The organism is Haloferax larsenii (genome assembly GCF_024730625.1).
GTDB lineage: Archaea > Halobacteriota > Halobacteria > Halobacteriales > Haloferacaceae > Haloferax > Haloferax larsenii.
In genome coordinates, this window is sequence record NZ_CP078063.1 from 2,235,846 (window position 1) to 2,248,717 (window position 12,872).

The window sequence follows — 12,872 nt, forward strand, 5'->3', positions numbered from 1 at the left end:
AGACGCGCTGACAGAAACCGAACGCCGGCGTGTACCAGCAGTAAACACCCCTCGAACGATGGCCAGATATATATCTGTACACTGAGAGGGTTTGTTCGATACGATGGCTTCCGAACGCTCGGCGGGACACGAAACCGGCCAACAGACCGCCGAGCCAGTCGTCCTCGTCGTCGACGACGATAAAGACCTCGCAGATACCTGTCAATATTGGCTCGACGACGGACGGTACACCGTCGAGACGGCCTACGGCGGGACCGCCGCGCTGGAGCGTCTGGACGACAGTATCGACGTCGTTCTCTTGGACCGCCGGATGCCGTCCATCTCGGGCGACGACGTGCTCGACGAGATTCGCGCCCGCGACATCGACTGCCGAGTGGCGATGATGACCGCAGTCGAACCGGACACGGACATCGTCGACATGCCCTTCGACGCATATCTCGTCAAGCCGGTCTCGGAGGCGGAGGTCACAGAGACGGTCGAGGAACTTCTCGTCCGCTCCGGGTTCGAAGCGGAGGTACGCGAGTATTTCGCGCTCGAATCGACCGAGGAAGCGTTAGAGAGCCGCGACGTCGAAGAACTCCGCCATCCGAACGCACTGGAGGACCTCCGGGACCGACTCGACGCAATCCGGAGCGAACACGAGACGGCAATCGAAAACCGCGAGCAGCAACTCGCTCGCGTCACTCGGGTCAACGACCTGCTTCGCGAGGTCGACCGCGCAATCGTCGACGCCCGCACGCGCGACGAAATCGAACAGACGGTCTGTGAGTCGGTCGCCGACGCCCACGAAGCGGCGTTCGTCGCTCGCCGCACCGCCGCCGGGTTGCTTCGGTGTACCGCCGTCTCTGGACTCGACGTCGACCCGTCGGCGGTCGACCTCGATTTCATCACCGACGCCCTCGGCACCGATATCTCGCCCGGCGACGTCCGCGCCGTCGACAGAATCTCCGACTCACACCGGGCGGCGGTGTTCAACGGGCAGGCCGACCAGTTTGACTCGGTCTCGGCGCTCTGTGTTCCTATCTCGTACCGAGAGACGGTGTACGGTATCCTCGTCGTCTACGGCGACGGGACGCAGTTCGACGAAGAGTCGGCGTCGGTGTTCTCGGACCTCGGTTCGAGCGTCGGAAACGGTATCAACGCAATCGAGAGCAAGCGCCTGCTCAACGGCGACAGCGTCGTCGAACTCGAATTCTCCTTCGGCCCCGAGTCGGATGCGCTCGCCTCGGTCACCGCCGACCTCGGCTGTGACCTCTCGCTCGACGGCGTCGCACAGGTCGACGACACCGTGACGTGCTTTGCGACCGTGCGTGATGCCCCTGCGACCGAGGTCGTCGACGCGGCCGACGACCGCGACCAGTTCGAAAGCGCGCGAGTCGTCGCGGACGGCGACGACGAGTCGGTGGTCGAACTCCGACTCGCCGAGGAGTCGATTCTCATCGCAGCCGCCGAGTACGGGGCGAGTATCGAGGCGCTCGAACTCGACGGGGGACGCGGGACGCTCGCGCTCCACGTCGCACCCGACGCAGACCACGGCGCAATCGCCGAGACGCTCTCGGAGTCGATTCCCGGCACGTCGGTCGTCGCGAAGCGCGAAGTCGAGCGAACGGTCACGTCCACCGAGTCCTTCCGAACCGACCTCGACGACAAACTGACCGAGCGACAGCAGTCCGTTCTCGAAACGTCGTACGTCTCTGGGTACTTCGACTGGCCGCGCGGCAGTACGGCAGAAGAAGTCGCCGACGCGCTCGGAATCTCACCGCCCACGCTGCACGAACACCTTCGGACGGCAGAGCGGAAGCTCATCGAGACGTACTTCGAAGACAAACGCGAGTCGAAAGACGACTAATCCAGGGTCGCTTCTGCCGGGTCGTCGACACCGGGGTCTGCTGTATCGCTCACCGTTGCTTCCATTTCGCGTACTGTGTGACGAGCGGCGGCTTCGAACAGGTCGGACTTCGTCACCGGTTTGGTGAGCACGTCGTCCGCAGGGAGGTCTGAGACATCGCTTTCCGGCGTCGCCGTCATGAGGACGACGCGAAGGTCGTCGGCCGACTGTCGACGTAATTCGTCGAGCACGTCGTCGCCGGAGAGACCTGGAAGGTTTCGGTCGAGAAAGACGACGTCGACGGCGTCGTCGAACGCCGAGAGGGCCTCACGCCCGGAGTACGAGACTCGGACGTCGTAGCGCTCGCCGAGCCAGAGGGCGATACTGTCTGCGAGCGCCTCCTCGTCGTCGACGATGAGGAGCGTCGGGTCGTCGTGTGTGGAATCGGATTTCATCTCTCGAAACGGATGGAAGTCGTCTGCGAGCACGCCGGCTCACCCGTGACCAGGACGGTCGGTTATGCGTCGTTCATTCGCTGCGAGCGCGTCTCGCCACATCGTGCGCACGTCGACACCCGGTACGGTTCGCGGGAGAACTGCCGGTTCTCCCGTTTCCGGCTTTCGGTCTTGATTTCTATCGAGACCTCGTGTGGGGTGCGCGATTTGCACGACGGACACTCTTCGACGAATTCGTTGCTGCGAGGACTGCTCTTACTCTTCGACATAGGGCGGTCGTAAAAGAAGCTACGGGTCCGGCGCGGTTGAATAACGAGCCTAACCGATTTGGTCCGCAGGAGAATCCCGGTGCCGACTGGCGATTCCGCGCGTGACCGAGCCTTACTCGGCGGTGAGAATCTTCTCGTCGTACTTGTCGCGGAACTCCTGGATGAGCGTGCCCATCTGGGCGTACCAGTCGTTGAGGAGCCGCTGCATGTCGTCTGCGACTTCGTTGGGGTCGGTCGGCCGGTAGACGTGATAGTAGCCGCCGTGTTCGTAGTTGACCTGTTCTTTCTGGATGAGTCCAGATTGGAGGAGCCGCTGAATCGCGCGGTACGCCGTCGAGCGCTCGCGTTCGACGGCCTCTGCGACCTCGTCGACGGTCATGGGGTCCTCGGTTTCGACGAGGACCTCGAAGCACCGTCGGTCGAGCTGCTTGAGTCCGTGGAGACACTCGAGGAGCCCCTCACACTGCATGTCTGACTGCAGGTATTCGACCATCGAGCTAGCCATTTCAGGTTGGCCTACGTAGTGCGCAGTCAAAAGGGTTTGTATACTTTGTGCAACACCGAGGACCGAGGTGCAGTCGCTCGGTGGGAGCGATTCGAAGCGGGAGAAATGAACGTCTAAGGGGAGTTACGAGGGAGCGCTAGTCTGCGGTTACACCGGCTGAGCCGGGCGCACGAATGGACTTGAGGGCGCTGTAGATGACAGCACCAGCGACCATGAGCGCCGACCCGAGGATGAGTGCCAGACTGACGTAGTCGAGGACGCCCATTCCGAGGTAGTTACCGGCCTGACGGACTGCCACGGCGAGCGCGCCGAGAAGCAGCATGAGGCCGAAGTAAATCTTGATCTCGTCTTCGTTGACGATGGACGTCGCCGCGGAGCCGACGCGGGCACCGAGCGCCGAGCCAGCCAACAGCGGAGCGACGATAGAGAGGTCGACACCGCCGGACTGGGCGTAGAGGAACGAGCCGATACCGCCCGAGAACATAATCTCGAACAGGTCGGTCCCGACGGCGATGGGGACGGGCACGCCGATGAGGTAGAACAGCGCGGGCATGCGGATGAAGCCGCCACCGACGCCGAGGAACCCCGACAGCAGGCCCGTCGCGAACGCCACGAGAAGCACCATCCACAGCGAGACCTGGATACCGCCGCGGAGCGTAATCATCGGCGGCAGCGAGTACGACTGAATCTTCTTCGCTATTTCGGGGATGTCGTCGGCGTTTATCTCGGCGTCCTCTTCGACGTCGTGACTGACGCCGCCGTCACCGTCGCCACCCTTCAGCGCCTCGTAGGTGACGAACGCGCCGATACCGCCGAGAAGCAGCACGTACGTGACGCTGATGATGTTGCCGGCGAGCCCTAACTCTTCGAGGTAGAGGACGATTTCTTTCCCGACTTCGAGGCCGACGGTCGTCCCGATAATCATCGAGACGCCGAGTTTGTAGTCGACTTGGCCGAGGTCGCGGTGCTTGAGCGTCGCGATGACGGACGTCCCGAAGACGAACGCCAATCCCGACCCGACGGCCACGCGCGAGGGATAGCCCATCACGAGGAGTGCGGGCGTGACGAGGAACGACCCGCCCATCCCGAAGAATCCGAAGAGGACGCCGATGAGCAGGCCGAACCCTACGAACATCGCCAGTAGTCCAGCCGAGATTCCGAACAACTCGAACATCAGTTCCCTCCGAGGAGTTTGAGAACGGTCGAGCCGACGGCGCTCTCCAGTGCGCCGTATCCGACGTACAGTACCATCGCCTCAACGAGGACGACACCGACGAGTGCCGCCGCCTGCGTGCTTCCAGTCAGGGTCTCGATTCCGAACATCTTACCAGCACCCCAAGGGGTACTCAGTGTGTATTGTACGAATCATGCTTTCCTGTACACTGCTGGCTAACCGGAGTGAGAATATAACGCTTTTGGGAATAGCGTGCAAGACCATATCGCAATTGGATACTCATAAGTTATGAGTTTGAGATGGAAATACCGTCATACTGCGCCAAATTTTGTATCTCAGAAAGTTACGAACAAATACTGCAGCTATCTATGACAAAATTGTTGTTCGAGACATGTGCAATACTATTTGGTAACAGTCGGCGAACAGTATTCCACGACTACCGGCCGGGTCGCTGACGGGCTATCCTCCCACTACCGACTGGGTCACTGACGCGCTACTCTACCACTACTGAGTGGTCACTGACGCGCTACTCTGTCCATGGCACCAACGAAGGACGGAACGAGAGCGTCGAAAAGCGGCAGGCTACGTCGAGCAGATGCCGAGAAAGAAAACGGGAGTCAGTCGGCCGACGTGCCGCGAGCGGCGCTCTCTGCTCGACGGGCACGCCAGAGCCCTTGCAGATACGCACCGACGAACATCCCACCGATTGCGATGAGGATGGGATAGTTACCGACGCCGACGCTTGCGTACGCGGCACCGGGGCAGATTCCGGAGAGGCCCCAGCCAGCGCCGAAGACGACGCCACCGACGACGACGTTCTTGTCGAACGACTTCAGGCGACGTCCGTAGTCGGCACCGGTGAGGGGTGCACGACCCTTAGACCGCTCTGCGAGCGCGAAGACGGTCCCAGTGACGACTGCAGCCCCGCCCATGACGAAGACGAGTCCGAAGTCCTCGAACTGGAGGAAGTCGAGGACGACTTCCGGCCGGGCCATGTTGCTCAGCGCGAGCCCGAACCCGAATATCAGGCCGCCGAGGACGACGACGAGCATGAACCCGAGTCCGCGTTCGTCGTTGCTCACGGCGACACCCCCAGTGCGCTCATGAGTTGTGCGACACCGATTGCGACGAGCATGAACGTGGCGACGTTGACGAAGGACGTCCGCGACCGAGAGCCGACGCCACAGACCCCGTGGCCGGAGGTACATCCCTTTCCGATTCGGGTTCCGATTCCGACGAGGACGCCGCCGACGGCGAAGCGCCACGGTTGGACGTCCGAGACCCACCAGCCGTCACCGAGTGTGACGGTGTAGAGGGCGGCCCCGGCCACGATACTCAGCGTGAAGACGACCCGCCAGTTGCGCGACGCGACGTACTTCGCTTTGTTGAACCGCGGGAGGTCCGAGACGTACGAGAGCGTCGATTCGAGGAACGTGCTCGCGCCCGCGATGATGCCCGTTCCGAGGTAGATGATGGCCGTCCCCAGACCGATAAGGAAGCCACCGAGCGCGTAGTGCGCGATTCCGTTCGGAAAGAGGCTGTCGACGAGGAGCGGCGTCAGACCCGTCATTTAGTTCGTCAGCGCTTCGTTGCTGGCCGCGCAGTTGTTCGGGCCGAGTTCGAGTTCGAACGCGCGGTCGTCGTCCGACTCCTGTACACCGAGGTTCGTCTCGATGATGTCGACGTAATTGGCTGGGCGAGGCGGCATGTCCGAGAGGATGAACTCCACGAACTCCTCTTTGGGCATCGAGAGCGCGTCCATGGTGTCTTTCAGTTCCCCGAGTGTCGCCGTGTAGCTGCCGTCATCGGCGGGGTTTGCCGCGTCGCTGAAGTGTGCAGAGGCCACGATGTCGTCGTCGTCGTGCGAAAGGACGCGCTCTTGGAGCGAGTCGTAGAGCATGCCCGCAGCGTCGGGTGCGCCTTCGTCGCCGTCTTCGAGGTCCGGACGGGCGACCGACTCGATGAACAGGCCGTCGCCCGTAAAGAGGACGTTGTCGACCTTGTAGGTCGTCATGCCGGTGGTGTGGCCCGGCGTGTGGATGGCTTCGAGGTCCGTGTCGCCAATCGTGAGCGTCTCGCCGTCCGCGATGGTCTCGTATTCGACGTCGTAGTCGACGCCGCGGTCCTCGGCGGCCTCGGGAATGATGCCAGTGACGCCTTCGTCTTCGACCAGCGTACGGACGCCGGAGATGTGGTCAGCGTGAATGTGCGTGTCGATGGCGTACTTCAGTTCTGCGCCCATCGCCTTTGCGTCCTGTACGTACTCGTCGGAGAAGTACCGAAGCGGGTCGACGACCGCGGCCTCGTCGCCGTCGACGATGAGGTACGCGAGACAGCCACTGGAGGGCCGCTGGTACTGTGCGACGACGGCGTCGCCGTCGGTGTCCAGTTCGGTGTACTCGTAGATGCTGGCCCAGCCGTTCATGCCGCGTTCGAGCGCGACTGCGTCGTATCCCTCCTCGATGAGAAGTCCGGCGACGTACTCCGAAGACGACCCCTTCGCACAGAGCACGACGAACTCCTCGTCTTCGGGGAGGTCTTCGAAGAGGTCCTCGCCGAGGTCGTCGTCGAGGAACTCGAAGTACGGGATGTTCACGTGCGAAACGTTCTCGCCTTCGATGCGCCACTCCTCGTGTTCGGATTGGACGCGGTTGTCGAGGATGGTGAGCGATTCACCGTCGTCGATGCGTTCTTTGAGCGTCTCGGGCTCGATAACGGGAACGTCGGTATCCAGTTCCGGAAGGTCGAGTGCAGTCATGTATGCATCACCCACTATTGGGTGGCTTGACTTAAGATTTTGCATAGTCGTTCGATTTTACTGCAAGACTAGATGTGGGTAACCCGGGTCAATTGTAGTGTGATTACGCACTCGCAGGGGCAAGGAATGATACTAGGCACGACTACACGCCGAATTTTAGTCACAGACCGTCTCGGAGAGTTAGTCTTGTGTAGTCAGTCCAAGAACCGACAAACTTTTTACGAAACACCCTGATATTGTGGGATACACCCAACACAGGTGAACTCAACAAATGAGCCAACACGAAGTCACCCAGACGCTCGACGTGAAAGGACTGTCCTGCCCAATGCCCGTCGTCAAGACCCGCGGTGCGGTCGACGACCTCTCTGCCGGCGAGGTGCTGAAAGTCGTCTCGACGGACTCCGGTAGTATGAGCGACCTGAAGGGCTGGGCCGACAGCACCGACGGCGTCTCGATGCTCGACCAGGAAGAAACCGAAGAGAGCGGCGACACGCTCTTCGTCCACTACATCCAGAAGGAATGAGCTCGAACGCTGACGCGCCCGTCGAGACGGCGACCGCTTCCGTCGAAGACCTGCAAGCGCACGTCGAGACACTCGAAGCGGAGCTTGCGGACCTCCGCGAGGCGGTCGACGACGACGGCCAGAAGTCGATGACCATCATCGCGACCAAAGGGACACTCGACATGGCGTACCCGCCGCTCATCCTCGCGAGTACGGCGGCCGCATTCGGCTGGGACGTCGTGGTCTTCCACACGTTCTGGGGACTCGAAATCCTCCACGAGGAGAAGTCGAAGAACCTCAAACTCAGCGCGGTCGGCAATCCCAGCATGCCCATGCCGAACGCCGTCGCCGCGTTGCCGTTCATGGACAACGTCGCCACGAGCATGATGGAAAAGAAAATCGCGGAAAACGGGACCGCGACTATCGAGGAACTCATCGAGACGAGCCTCGATATGGGCGTGGACCTGCAGGCGTGTCAGATGACCATCGAACTGATGGACTACGACGAAGACGAATTCTACGACGGCGTCACGACCGGCGTCGGCGCGGCCACGGCACTGCAGCACATGGCCGACGCCGACGTGCAACTCATGATTTGATTCGTCTGCGGCGACGCGCTCCCGCCTTCCCCCTCGGCGCCACCACGTTACCACAGCCGACTGTTCAGACGTTCCACCCCCCTTCGAACGAGCGGAACCGGTCTAAGTCGTGTCCGAACAACACGTCTGCGCCGGTTTGTCGTTCCAGCTCCTTGATTTTCTGTAGACTCTCGAACCAGTGGCGGTCGCTCCACAGCAGTCCCGGTCCGAGCGGGACTTCGTCGGTGTAGTTCCCCTCGACGTAGCACTCGTCGCCGGCGACGAGCACATCACCATCCGGCGTTTCGATGTGGGCACCGAGGACGCCGGGCGTGTGGCCCGGGAGGTGGAGCAGACGGAACCCGTCGAACATCGTGTGCTCCGAGCCGTGGACGACGTTCCAGTCCAGGTCGTGGTCGAAGTCCGACGCGAGGTACGCAATCGACCCCTCGGTCGTCTTCGCCGAGTAGTAGGCGAACTTCAACTCTTCTTCGTGGACGTAAATCGGCACGCCAGTCTCGGCGAACTCGGCGAGCCCACCGGCGTGGTCGAGGTGCAGATGACTCGTCACGACCGCATCGATGTCGGACCGCGAGTACCCGACCGCATCGAGGTCGGCTTCTAACGTGTGTTCCGCCGCATCGACGTGCGAAAACGCGTCGTACAGCGGGTCGGGCCAGTAGCCGTTTGCCGCCTCCGGATTCGACCCGGTATCCCACAGCACTGTCTGGTCGGGGCCGTCGATGACGGCGTTCCAGACGACGAACTCGGCAATCTCGTGGTCTGGGTCCGGATTCGATGCGCTTCCCATGGAGTAGCCGTCGAGGACGTACGCCATGTCGGCGTAGATTCGGCCGCGGTCGAGCAGGTGGACGCTGATGTCACCCATAGCCGGGCTTAGGATTGAGTGCTGATAACGTTTCAGGCAATCAATATATGAGTGTCGAGCACTACTGCTACGAATCTTTTCGGCACGCTCGACGCGGAGCGCTGGAAAAATGCGAGGCGTGCCGGATTACTGACTCGGGCCGACTTCCTCGAACGGTTGGACGATGACGAAGCCGTCTGCCCCCTCGAAGTGGAGTTGATACGACTCGCCGGACGACCGGCCCAACAGCCCCTTGATGTTGATGTCGCGCTTCGAACTCGGAGTGACGTTCCCGCTCCACGCGACGGTTGCGTGAGGGTCTGTGCTGACTGGTGTCGGGAGGACGATTGGTTCGCCGTGGGTCGTGATTGCCACGTGACCGGGGCCTTCGAGGAAGACGTTGAACAGTCCACCCGTCTTGGCACCGGCGATACTGGAGAGCATCTTGATATCCCACGATACGGAGTCCTCGAAGGCCAGCACGTCGTTGCCGTTGACGCTGAGTTCCTCGCCCGCGTCGAGTTCGAGAATCTGGACTTCCTTGCCCTGGTCTGCGAGATAGAGCTGTCCCGACCCGGACGCCTCCATCATGACCGACCCCTCACCCGTCGCCTTCTTTTTGAGCATTCCCGTCAGGCCGCCAGCAGATTTTCGCTCGAAGGAGACGTCGCCGGTGTAGCCGACCATCGACCCTGCCTTGGCCATGACGCTCCCGTCGAGCGTCACGTCGAGCAGTTTCGAGTTTTCGCGTTCGAACGTCTTTCCCCCGTCTTTCGGTGCGTGCGTGTCGATGAATTCGTCGAGGTCCATGAGTGTCACCGAGTCGAGACCGTTACGACTCAGGTGAGAGTGGCGACGGTATCGCAGTTAAGTCTTCGCGCCGGTCGCGAACGAAGAAAACAGAAACGCGGGGAGCGCCCAGACTGACCCGTACAGAGCCTACAGCGAGCCCTGACTGTAGATGAGGTTGCGCTGAATCTCGTTTGCACCCTCGTAGATGACGGGGATGCGAACGTCGCGGTAGACGCGGGAGATTTTGAACTCGTTGAGGACGGAGCGACCGCCGTGGAGTTGCATCCCGCGCTCGGCGACGTCGACGGCCATCTCGGTGGACTTGGTCTTGGCGACCGCGGCCCAGAAGCCGGCGTCGTCGTTGTTCGCGACTTTCGATGCGGCCCGCCAGTTCATCGCCCGCGCGGACTCGAACTCCATGCGCATGTCGGCGAGGATGTGCTGGACCGACTGGAACTCCGAGACGTTGCGCCCGAATGCCGTGCGCCCGTGGACGAAGTCCCACGTCTCTTCGATGGCCGCGGCCGCGAGGCCGATGCCGTGGCCGCCGACGATGATGCGACCGTGGTTGAAGAAGTCCGCGAGCATGTAGAAGCCGCCGCCTTCCGTCCCGATGAGGTTCTCTTCGGGAATCTCGCAGTCGTCGAAGACGATGTGGCCCTGCTTCGAGGCGCGCATGCCCATCTTCTCGGGGATGTGTTCGGCCTCGTAACCGGGGGTGTCCGTCGGGACGATGAACATCGAGTAGTTCGAGTAGCGGTCGTCGGAGTCGCCGGTCTTCGCGTAGACGGTAATCCAGTCGGCTTCGACGGCGTTTCCGACCCAGTACTTCTCGCCGTTGAGGACGTACCCGTCGTCGGTCTTCTCGGCGGTCGTCTCCATCCCGGCCATGTCGGAGCCGGTCTGGGGTTCGGAGACGGCGAGGCCCGAAATCTGCTCGTTTTCGGCGACTGGGCGGAGCCACTTCTCCTTCTGCTCCTCGCTGCCGTAGTGCTGCATAATCTCACAGCCGAAGGAAGCCAGTTGGAGCGTCAGGGCGATACCGGCGTCCGCGCGGTAGAACTCTTCGGCGATGGCGAGAATCTGTTCGAGCGTGAGCCCGCGACCGCCGTACTCTTCGGAGATGTCCTGTGCCACGAGTCCAGCCTCCATACCCGCTTCGAGAATCTCCCACGGGTACTCGCCGGATTCGTAGTATTCCTCGGCGGCGGGTTCGATGTATTCTTCTGCGAACTCGCGCGCGTCCTGCTTGATTTCGCGGGCGTGTTCGGGGACGATTGAATCGTCGAGGAGGTCCATACACCCTTGTCGGGTTCTATCATGAAAAGATATATGGAACCCGTATAAACTTCAAACAGATTCTTTATTGTGACTCCGAGAGACCGCCGTCTGAGACGAGAGACGCCGAAAAAGTGTGCCGTTGGTCCAGAAGACAGCCGACAATCAGTTACTCGTTGTCCGTCGGGGCGTCCTCCTCGGGTGTCTTCCCTTCGACGAGCGAGGAGTCGTCGTACTGGTCGCGGAGCACTTTCTTGTCGAACTTCCCGGTCGCGGTCTTCGGAACCTCGTCGATGAAGACGACTTCGTCGGGCGTCCACCACTTGGGGAACTCCTCGCGGACGAGTTCGACGACGCCCTGTTTGACTTCGTCTTCTGTGACTCCGGCGGTCGGGACGACGAACGCCACGGGGCGCTCTTGCCACCGTTCGTGCGGGACGCCCACCACTGTCGCTTCGGCCACGTCGTCGTGAGCCATGATGGTGTTCTCCAGTTCGACGGAGGAAATCCACTCCCCACCGGATTTGATGACGTCTTTCGCCCGGTCGACGATTTTCACGTAGCCCTCTTCGTCGACGGTGACAACGTCGCCCGTCTTCAGCCAGTTGCCTTCGAAGTCCGCTTCGTTGGCGTCGGGGCGCTCGAAGTACTCGGTCGTGACCCACGGCCCGCGGACCCACAACTCGCCGAAGTCCTCGCCGTTCCACGGAACTTCGTTGCCGTCGTCGTCGACGACACGCATTTCGAGGCCCGGCGTGAGGAGGCCCTGTTTGGCGCGCTTGTCGTACTGCTCTTCGGCGGGAAGGTCTTCCATCCCGGGTTTGAGGTGCGCAACGGTGCCGACGGGCGACATCTCGGTCATGCCCCACGCGTGCAACACGTCTACGTCGTACTCCTCGTCGAAGCGGCGGATGACCGACTTCGGCGCGGCCGACCCACCGATGATGATGCGTTCGAGAGAAGACATGTCCGCGTCGTTCTCGTCGAGGTATTCGAGAAGCCCGAGCCACACCGTCGGCACGCCCGCGGTCATCGTCACTCCCTCTTCTTCGATGAGTTTGGCGAGGTCCTCCGGCGTCGGCGACGGCCCCGGATAGACGTGTTTCGCGCCCGCTGCCGTCGTCGAGAACGGTAGGCCCCACGCGTTGACGTGGAACATCGGCACGACTGGCATGATGACGTCGCTGGCACCGATGTCGAGCGCCGATTTGGGTAGCGTCGCCATCGTGTGCGCCCAGAGCATCTGCTGGGAGTACTCGACACCCTTCGGCTTCCCGGTGGTACCCGAGGTGTAGCACATCCCCGCCGGTTGGTCTTCCGGGAGGTCCGGCCAGTCGTAGTCGGTCGAGTGGTCGGCGATGAACGACTCGTAATCGGTCACTGGTTCGAGGTCCGTCTCGGGAACCTCCGATGCCATCACGACGAATTGGTCGACCGAATCGAAGGCGTCCTCGTCGACAGCGCCCGCGAGTTTGGGCGCTAGCGACGGGTCGACGAAGATGAGTTGGTCTTCCGCGTTCTCGACGATATACTGGATGTGGTGGTCCGGAAGGAGCGGATTGATGGTGTGCAGTTGCGCGCCCATCGAAGGCACGCCGAAGTACGTCTCGAAGTGTCGATTGTGGTTCCAGCAGAACGTCGCAACCCGGTCTCCCCTATCGATTCCCGCGTCGGCGAGGGCACCCGCGAGTTGTGCGACTCGGTCTTCGTACTCCGAATATGTGTAGCGCTCTAACCCCTCGGCGGTCCGAGAGACGATTTCTCGGTCGGGAAAGAGTTTGCCTGCGCGCCACATAAACGGACGAAGTGTTTGATTGGTAGCACCTACCATAGTGGTACCCATGGTGTATACTGTAATCATTGTT

Annotated in this window: 15 protein-coding genes; 3 read left to right on the forward strand and 12 right to left on the reverse strand. The window is 61.6% G+C overall.

Annotated features, from left to right (window positions below; translation table 11 throughout):
- The first annotated feature begins 103 nt into the window (after window positions 1-103).
- Window positions 104-1,849, forward strand: coding sequence for a bacterio-opsin activator domain-containing protein (locus KU306_RS11665; RefSeq protein ID WP_258302013.1), 1,746 nt, complete (start codon window positions 104-106; stop codon window positions 1,847-1,849).
- Here KU306_RS11665 and KU306_RS11670 read toward each other — a convergent pair.
- The 8 genes from KU306_RS11670 to KU306_RS11705 all read right to left on the reverse strand — a co-directional run bounded on the left by KU306_RS11670 (window position 1,846) and on the right by KU306_RS11705 (window position 6,989).
- Window positions 1,846-2,283, reverse strand: coding sequence for a response regulator transcription factor (locus KU306_RS11670; protein WP_049918598.1), 438 nt, complete (start codon window positions 2,281-2,283; stop codon window positions 1,846-1,848). The genes KU306_RS11665 and KU306_RS11670 overlap by 4 nt on opposite strands.
- Before the next feature lie 62 nt (window positions 2,284-2,345).
- Window positions 2,346-2,552, reverse strand: coding sequence for a DUF7835 family putative zinc beta-ribbon protein (locus KU306_RS11675; protein ID WP_007539905.1), 207 nt, complete (start codon window positions 2,550-2,552; stop codon window positions 2,346-2,348).
- A gap of 112 nt (window positions 2,553-2,664) precedes the next feature.
- Window positions 2,665-3,045 (reverse strand): helix-turn-helix domain-containing protein, encoded by a 381-nt coding sequence (locus KU306_RS11680; protein WP_007539906.1) that lies wholly within the window; start codon window positions 3,043-3,045, stop codon window positions 2,665-2,667.
- A gap of 148 nt (window positions 3,046-3,193) precedes the next feature.
- Window positions 3,194-4,231, reverse strand: a complete 1,038-nt coding sequence (locus KU306_RS11685) for a sulfite exporter TauE/SafE family protein (RefSeq protein ID WP_007539907.1) — start codon at window positions 4,229-4,231, stop codon at window positions 3,194-3,196.
- Window positions 4,231-4,380, reverse strand: coding sequence for a DUF7512 family protein (locus KU306_RS11690; RefSeq protein WP_007539908.1), 150 nt, complete (start codon window positions 4,378-4,380; stop codon window positions 4,231-4,233). Before KU306_RS11690 ends, KU306_RS11685 begins: the two co-directional genes overlap by 1 nt.
- 468 nt (window positions 4,381-4,848) lie before the next feature.
- Window positions 4,849-5,313, reverse strand: coding sequence for a DUF6691 family protein (locus tag KU306_RS11695; RefSeq protein ID WP_007539909.1), 465 nt, complete (start codon window positions 5,311-5,313; stop codon window positions 4,849-4,851).
- On the reverse strand, window positions 5,310-5,801 hold the full coding sequence (locus KU306_RS11700) for a YeeE/YedE family protein (protein ID WP_074792457.1): 492 nt from the start codon (window positions 5,799-5,801) through the stop codon (window positions 5,310-5,312). Before KU306_RS11700 ends, KU306_RS11695 begins: the two co-directional genes overlap by 4 nt.
- Complete coding sequence (locus KU306_RS11705) at window positions 5,802-6,989, reverse strand: MBL fold metallo-hydrolase (protein ID WP_007539911.1); 1,188 nt, start codon at window positions 6,987-6,989, stop codon at window positions 5,802-5,804.
- 271 nt (window positions 6,990-7,260) lie between these two features.
- On the opposite strand from KU306_RS11705, the gene KU306_RS11710 reads away from it, so the two are divergent.
- Together KU306_RS11710 and KU306_RS11715 are read left to right on the forward strand one after the other, a co-directional pair.
- Window positions 7,261-7,512: a sulfurtransferase TusA family protein gene (locus tag KU306_RS11710; RefSeq protein WP_008324041.1), complete on the forward strand. Its 252-nt coding sequence runs from the start codon at window positions 7,261-7,263 to the stop codon at window positions 7,510-7,512.
- On the forward strand, window positions 7,509-8,090 hold the full coding sequence (locus tag KU306_RS11715; RefSeq protein WP_007539913.1) for a DsrE/DsrF/DrsH-like family protein: 582 nt from the start codon (window positions 7,509-7,511) through the stop codon (window positions 8,088-8,090). Before KU306_RS11710 ends, KU306_RS11715 begins: the two co-directional genes overlap by 4 nt.
- 64 nt (window positions 8,091-8,154) lie before the next feature.
- On the opposite strand, the gene KU306_RS11720 is transcribed toward KU306_RS11715, so the two are convergent.
- The 4 genes from KU306_RS11720 to KU306_RS11735 form a co-directional block, all read right to left on the reverse strand.
- The gene (locus tag KU306_RS11720; protein ID WP_258302014.1) at window positions 8,155-8,958 is read right to left on the reverse strand and encodes an N-acyl homoserine lactonase family protein; all 804 of its coding nucleotides are present in this window, start codon (window positions 8,956-8,958) and stop codon (window positions 8,155-8,157) included.
- A 126-nt stretch (window positions 8,959-9,084) separates the two neighbouring features.
- Window positions 9,085-9,747: an AIM24 family protein gene (locus KU306_RS11725; protein ID WP_007539915.1), complete on the reverse strand. Its 663-nt coding sequence runs from the start codon at window positions 9,745-9,747 to the stop codon at window positions 9,085-9,087.
- A gap of 129 nt (window positions 9,748-9,876) precedes the next feature.
- On the reverse strand, window positions 9,877-11,028 hold the full coding sequence (locus KU306_RS11730) for an acyl-CoA dehydrogenase family protein (RefSeq protein WP_008324047.1): 1,152 nt from the start codon (window positions 11,026-11,028) through the stop codon (window positions 9,877-9,879).
- A 148-nt stretch (window positions 11,029-11,176) separates the two neighbouring features.
- Window positions 11,177-12,838 carry a long-chain fatty acid--CoA ligase gene (locus KU306_RS11735; RefSeq protein ID WP_258302015.1) on the reverse strand — a complete coding sequence of 554 codons (1,662 nt, stop codon included), beginning with the start codon at window positions 12,836-12,838 and terminating at the stop codon, window positions 11,177-11,179.
- Window positions 12,839-12,872 lie beyond the last annotated feature (34 nt).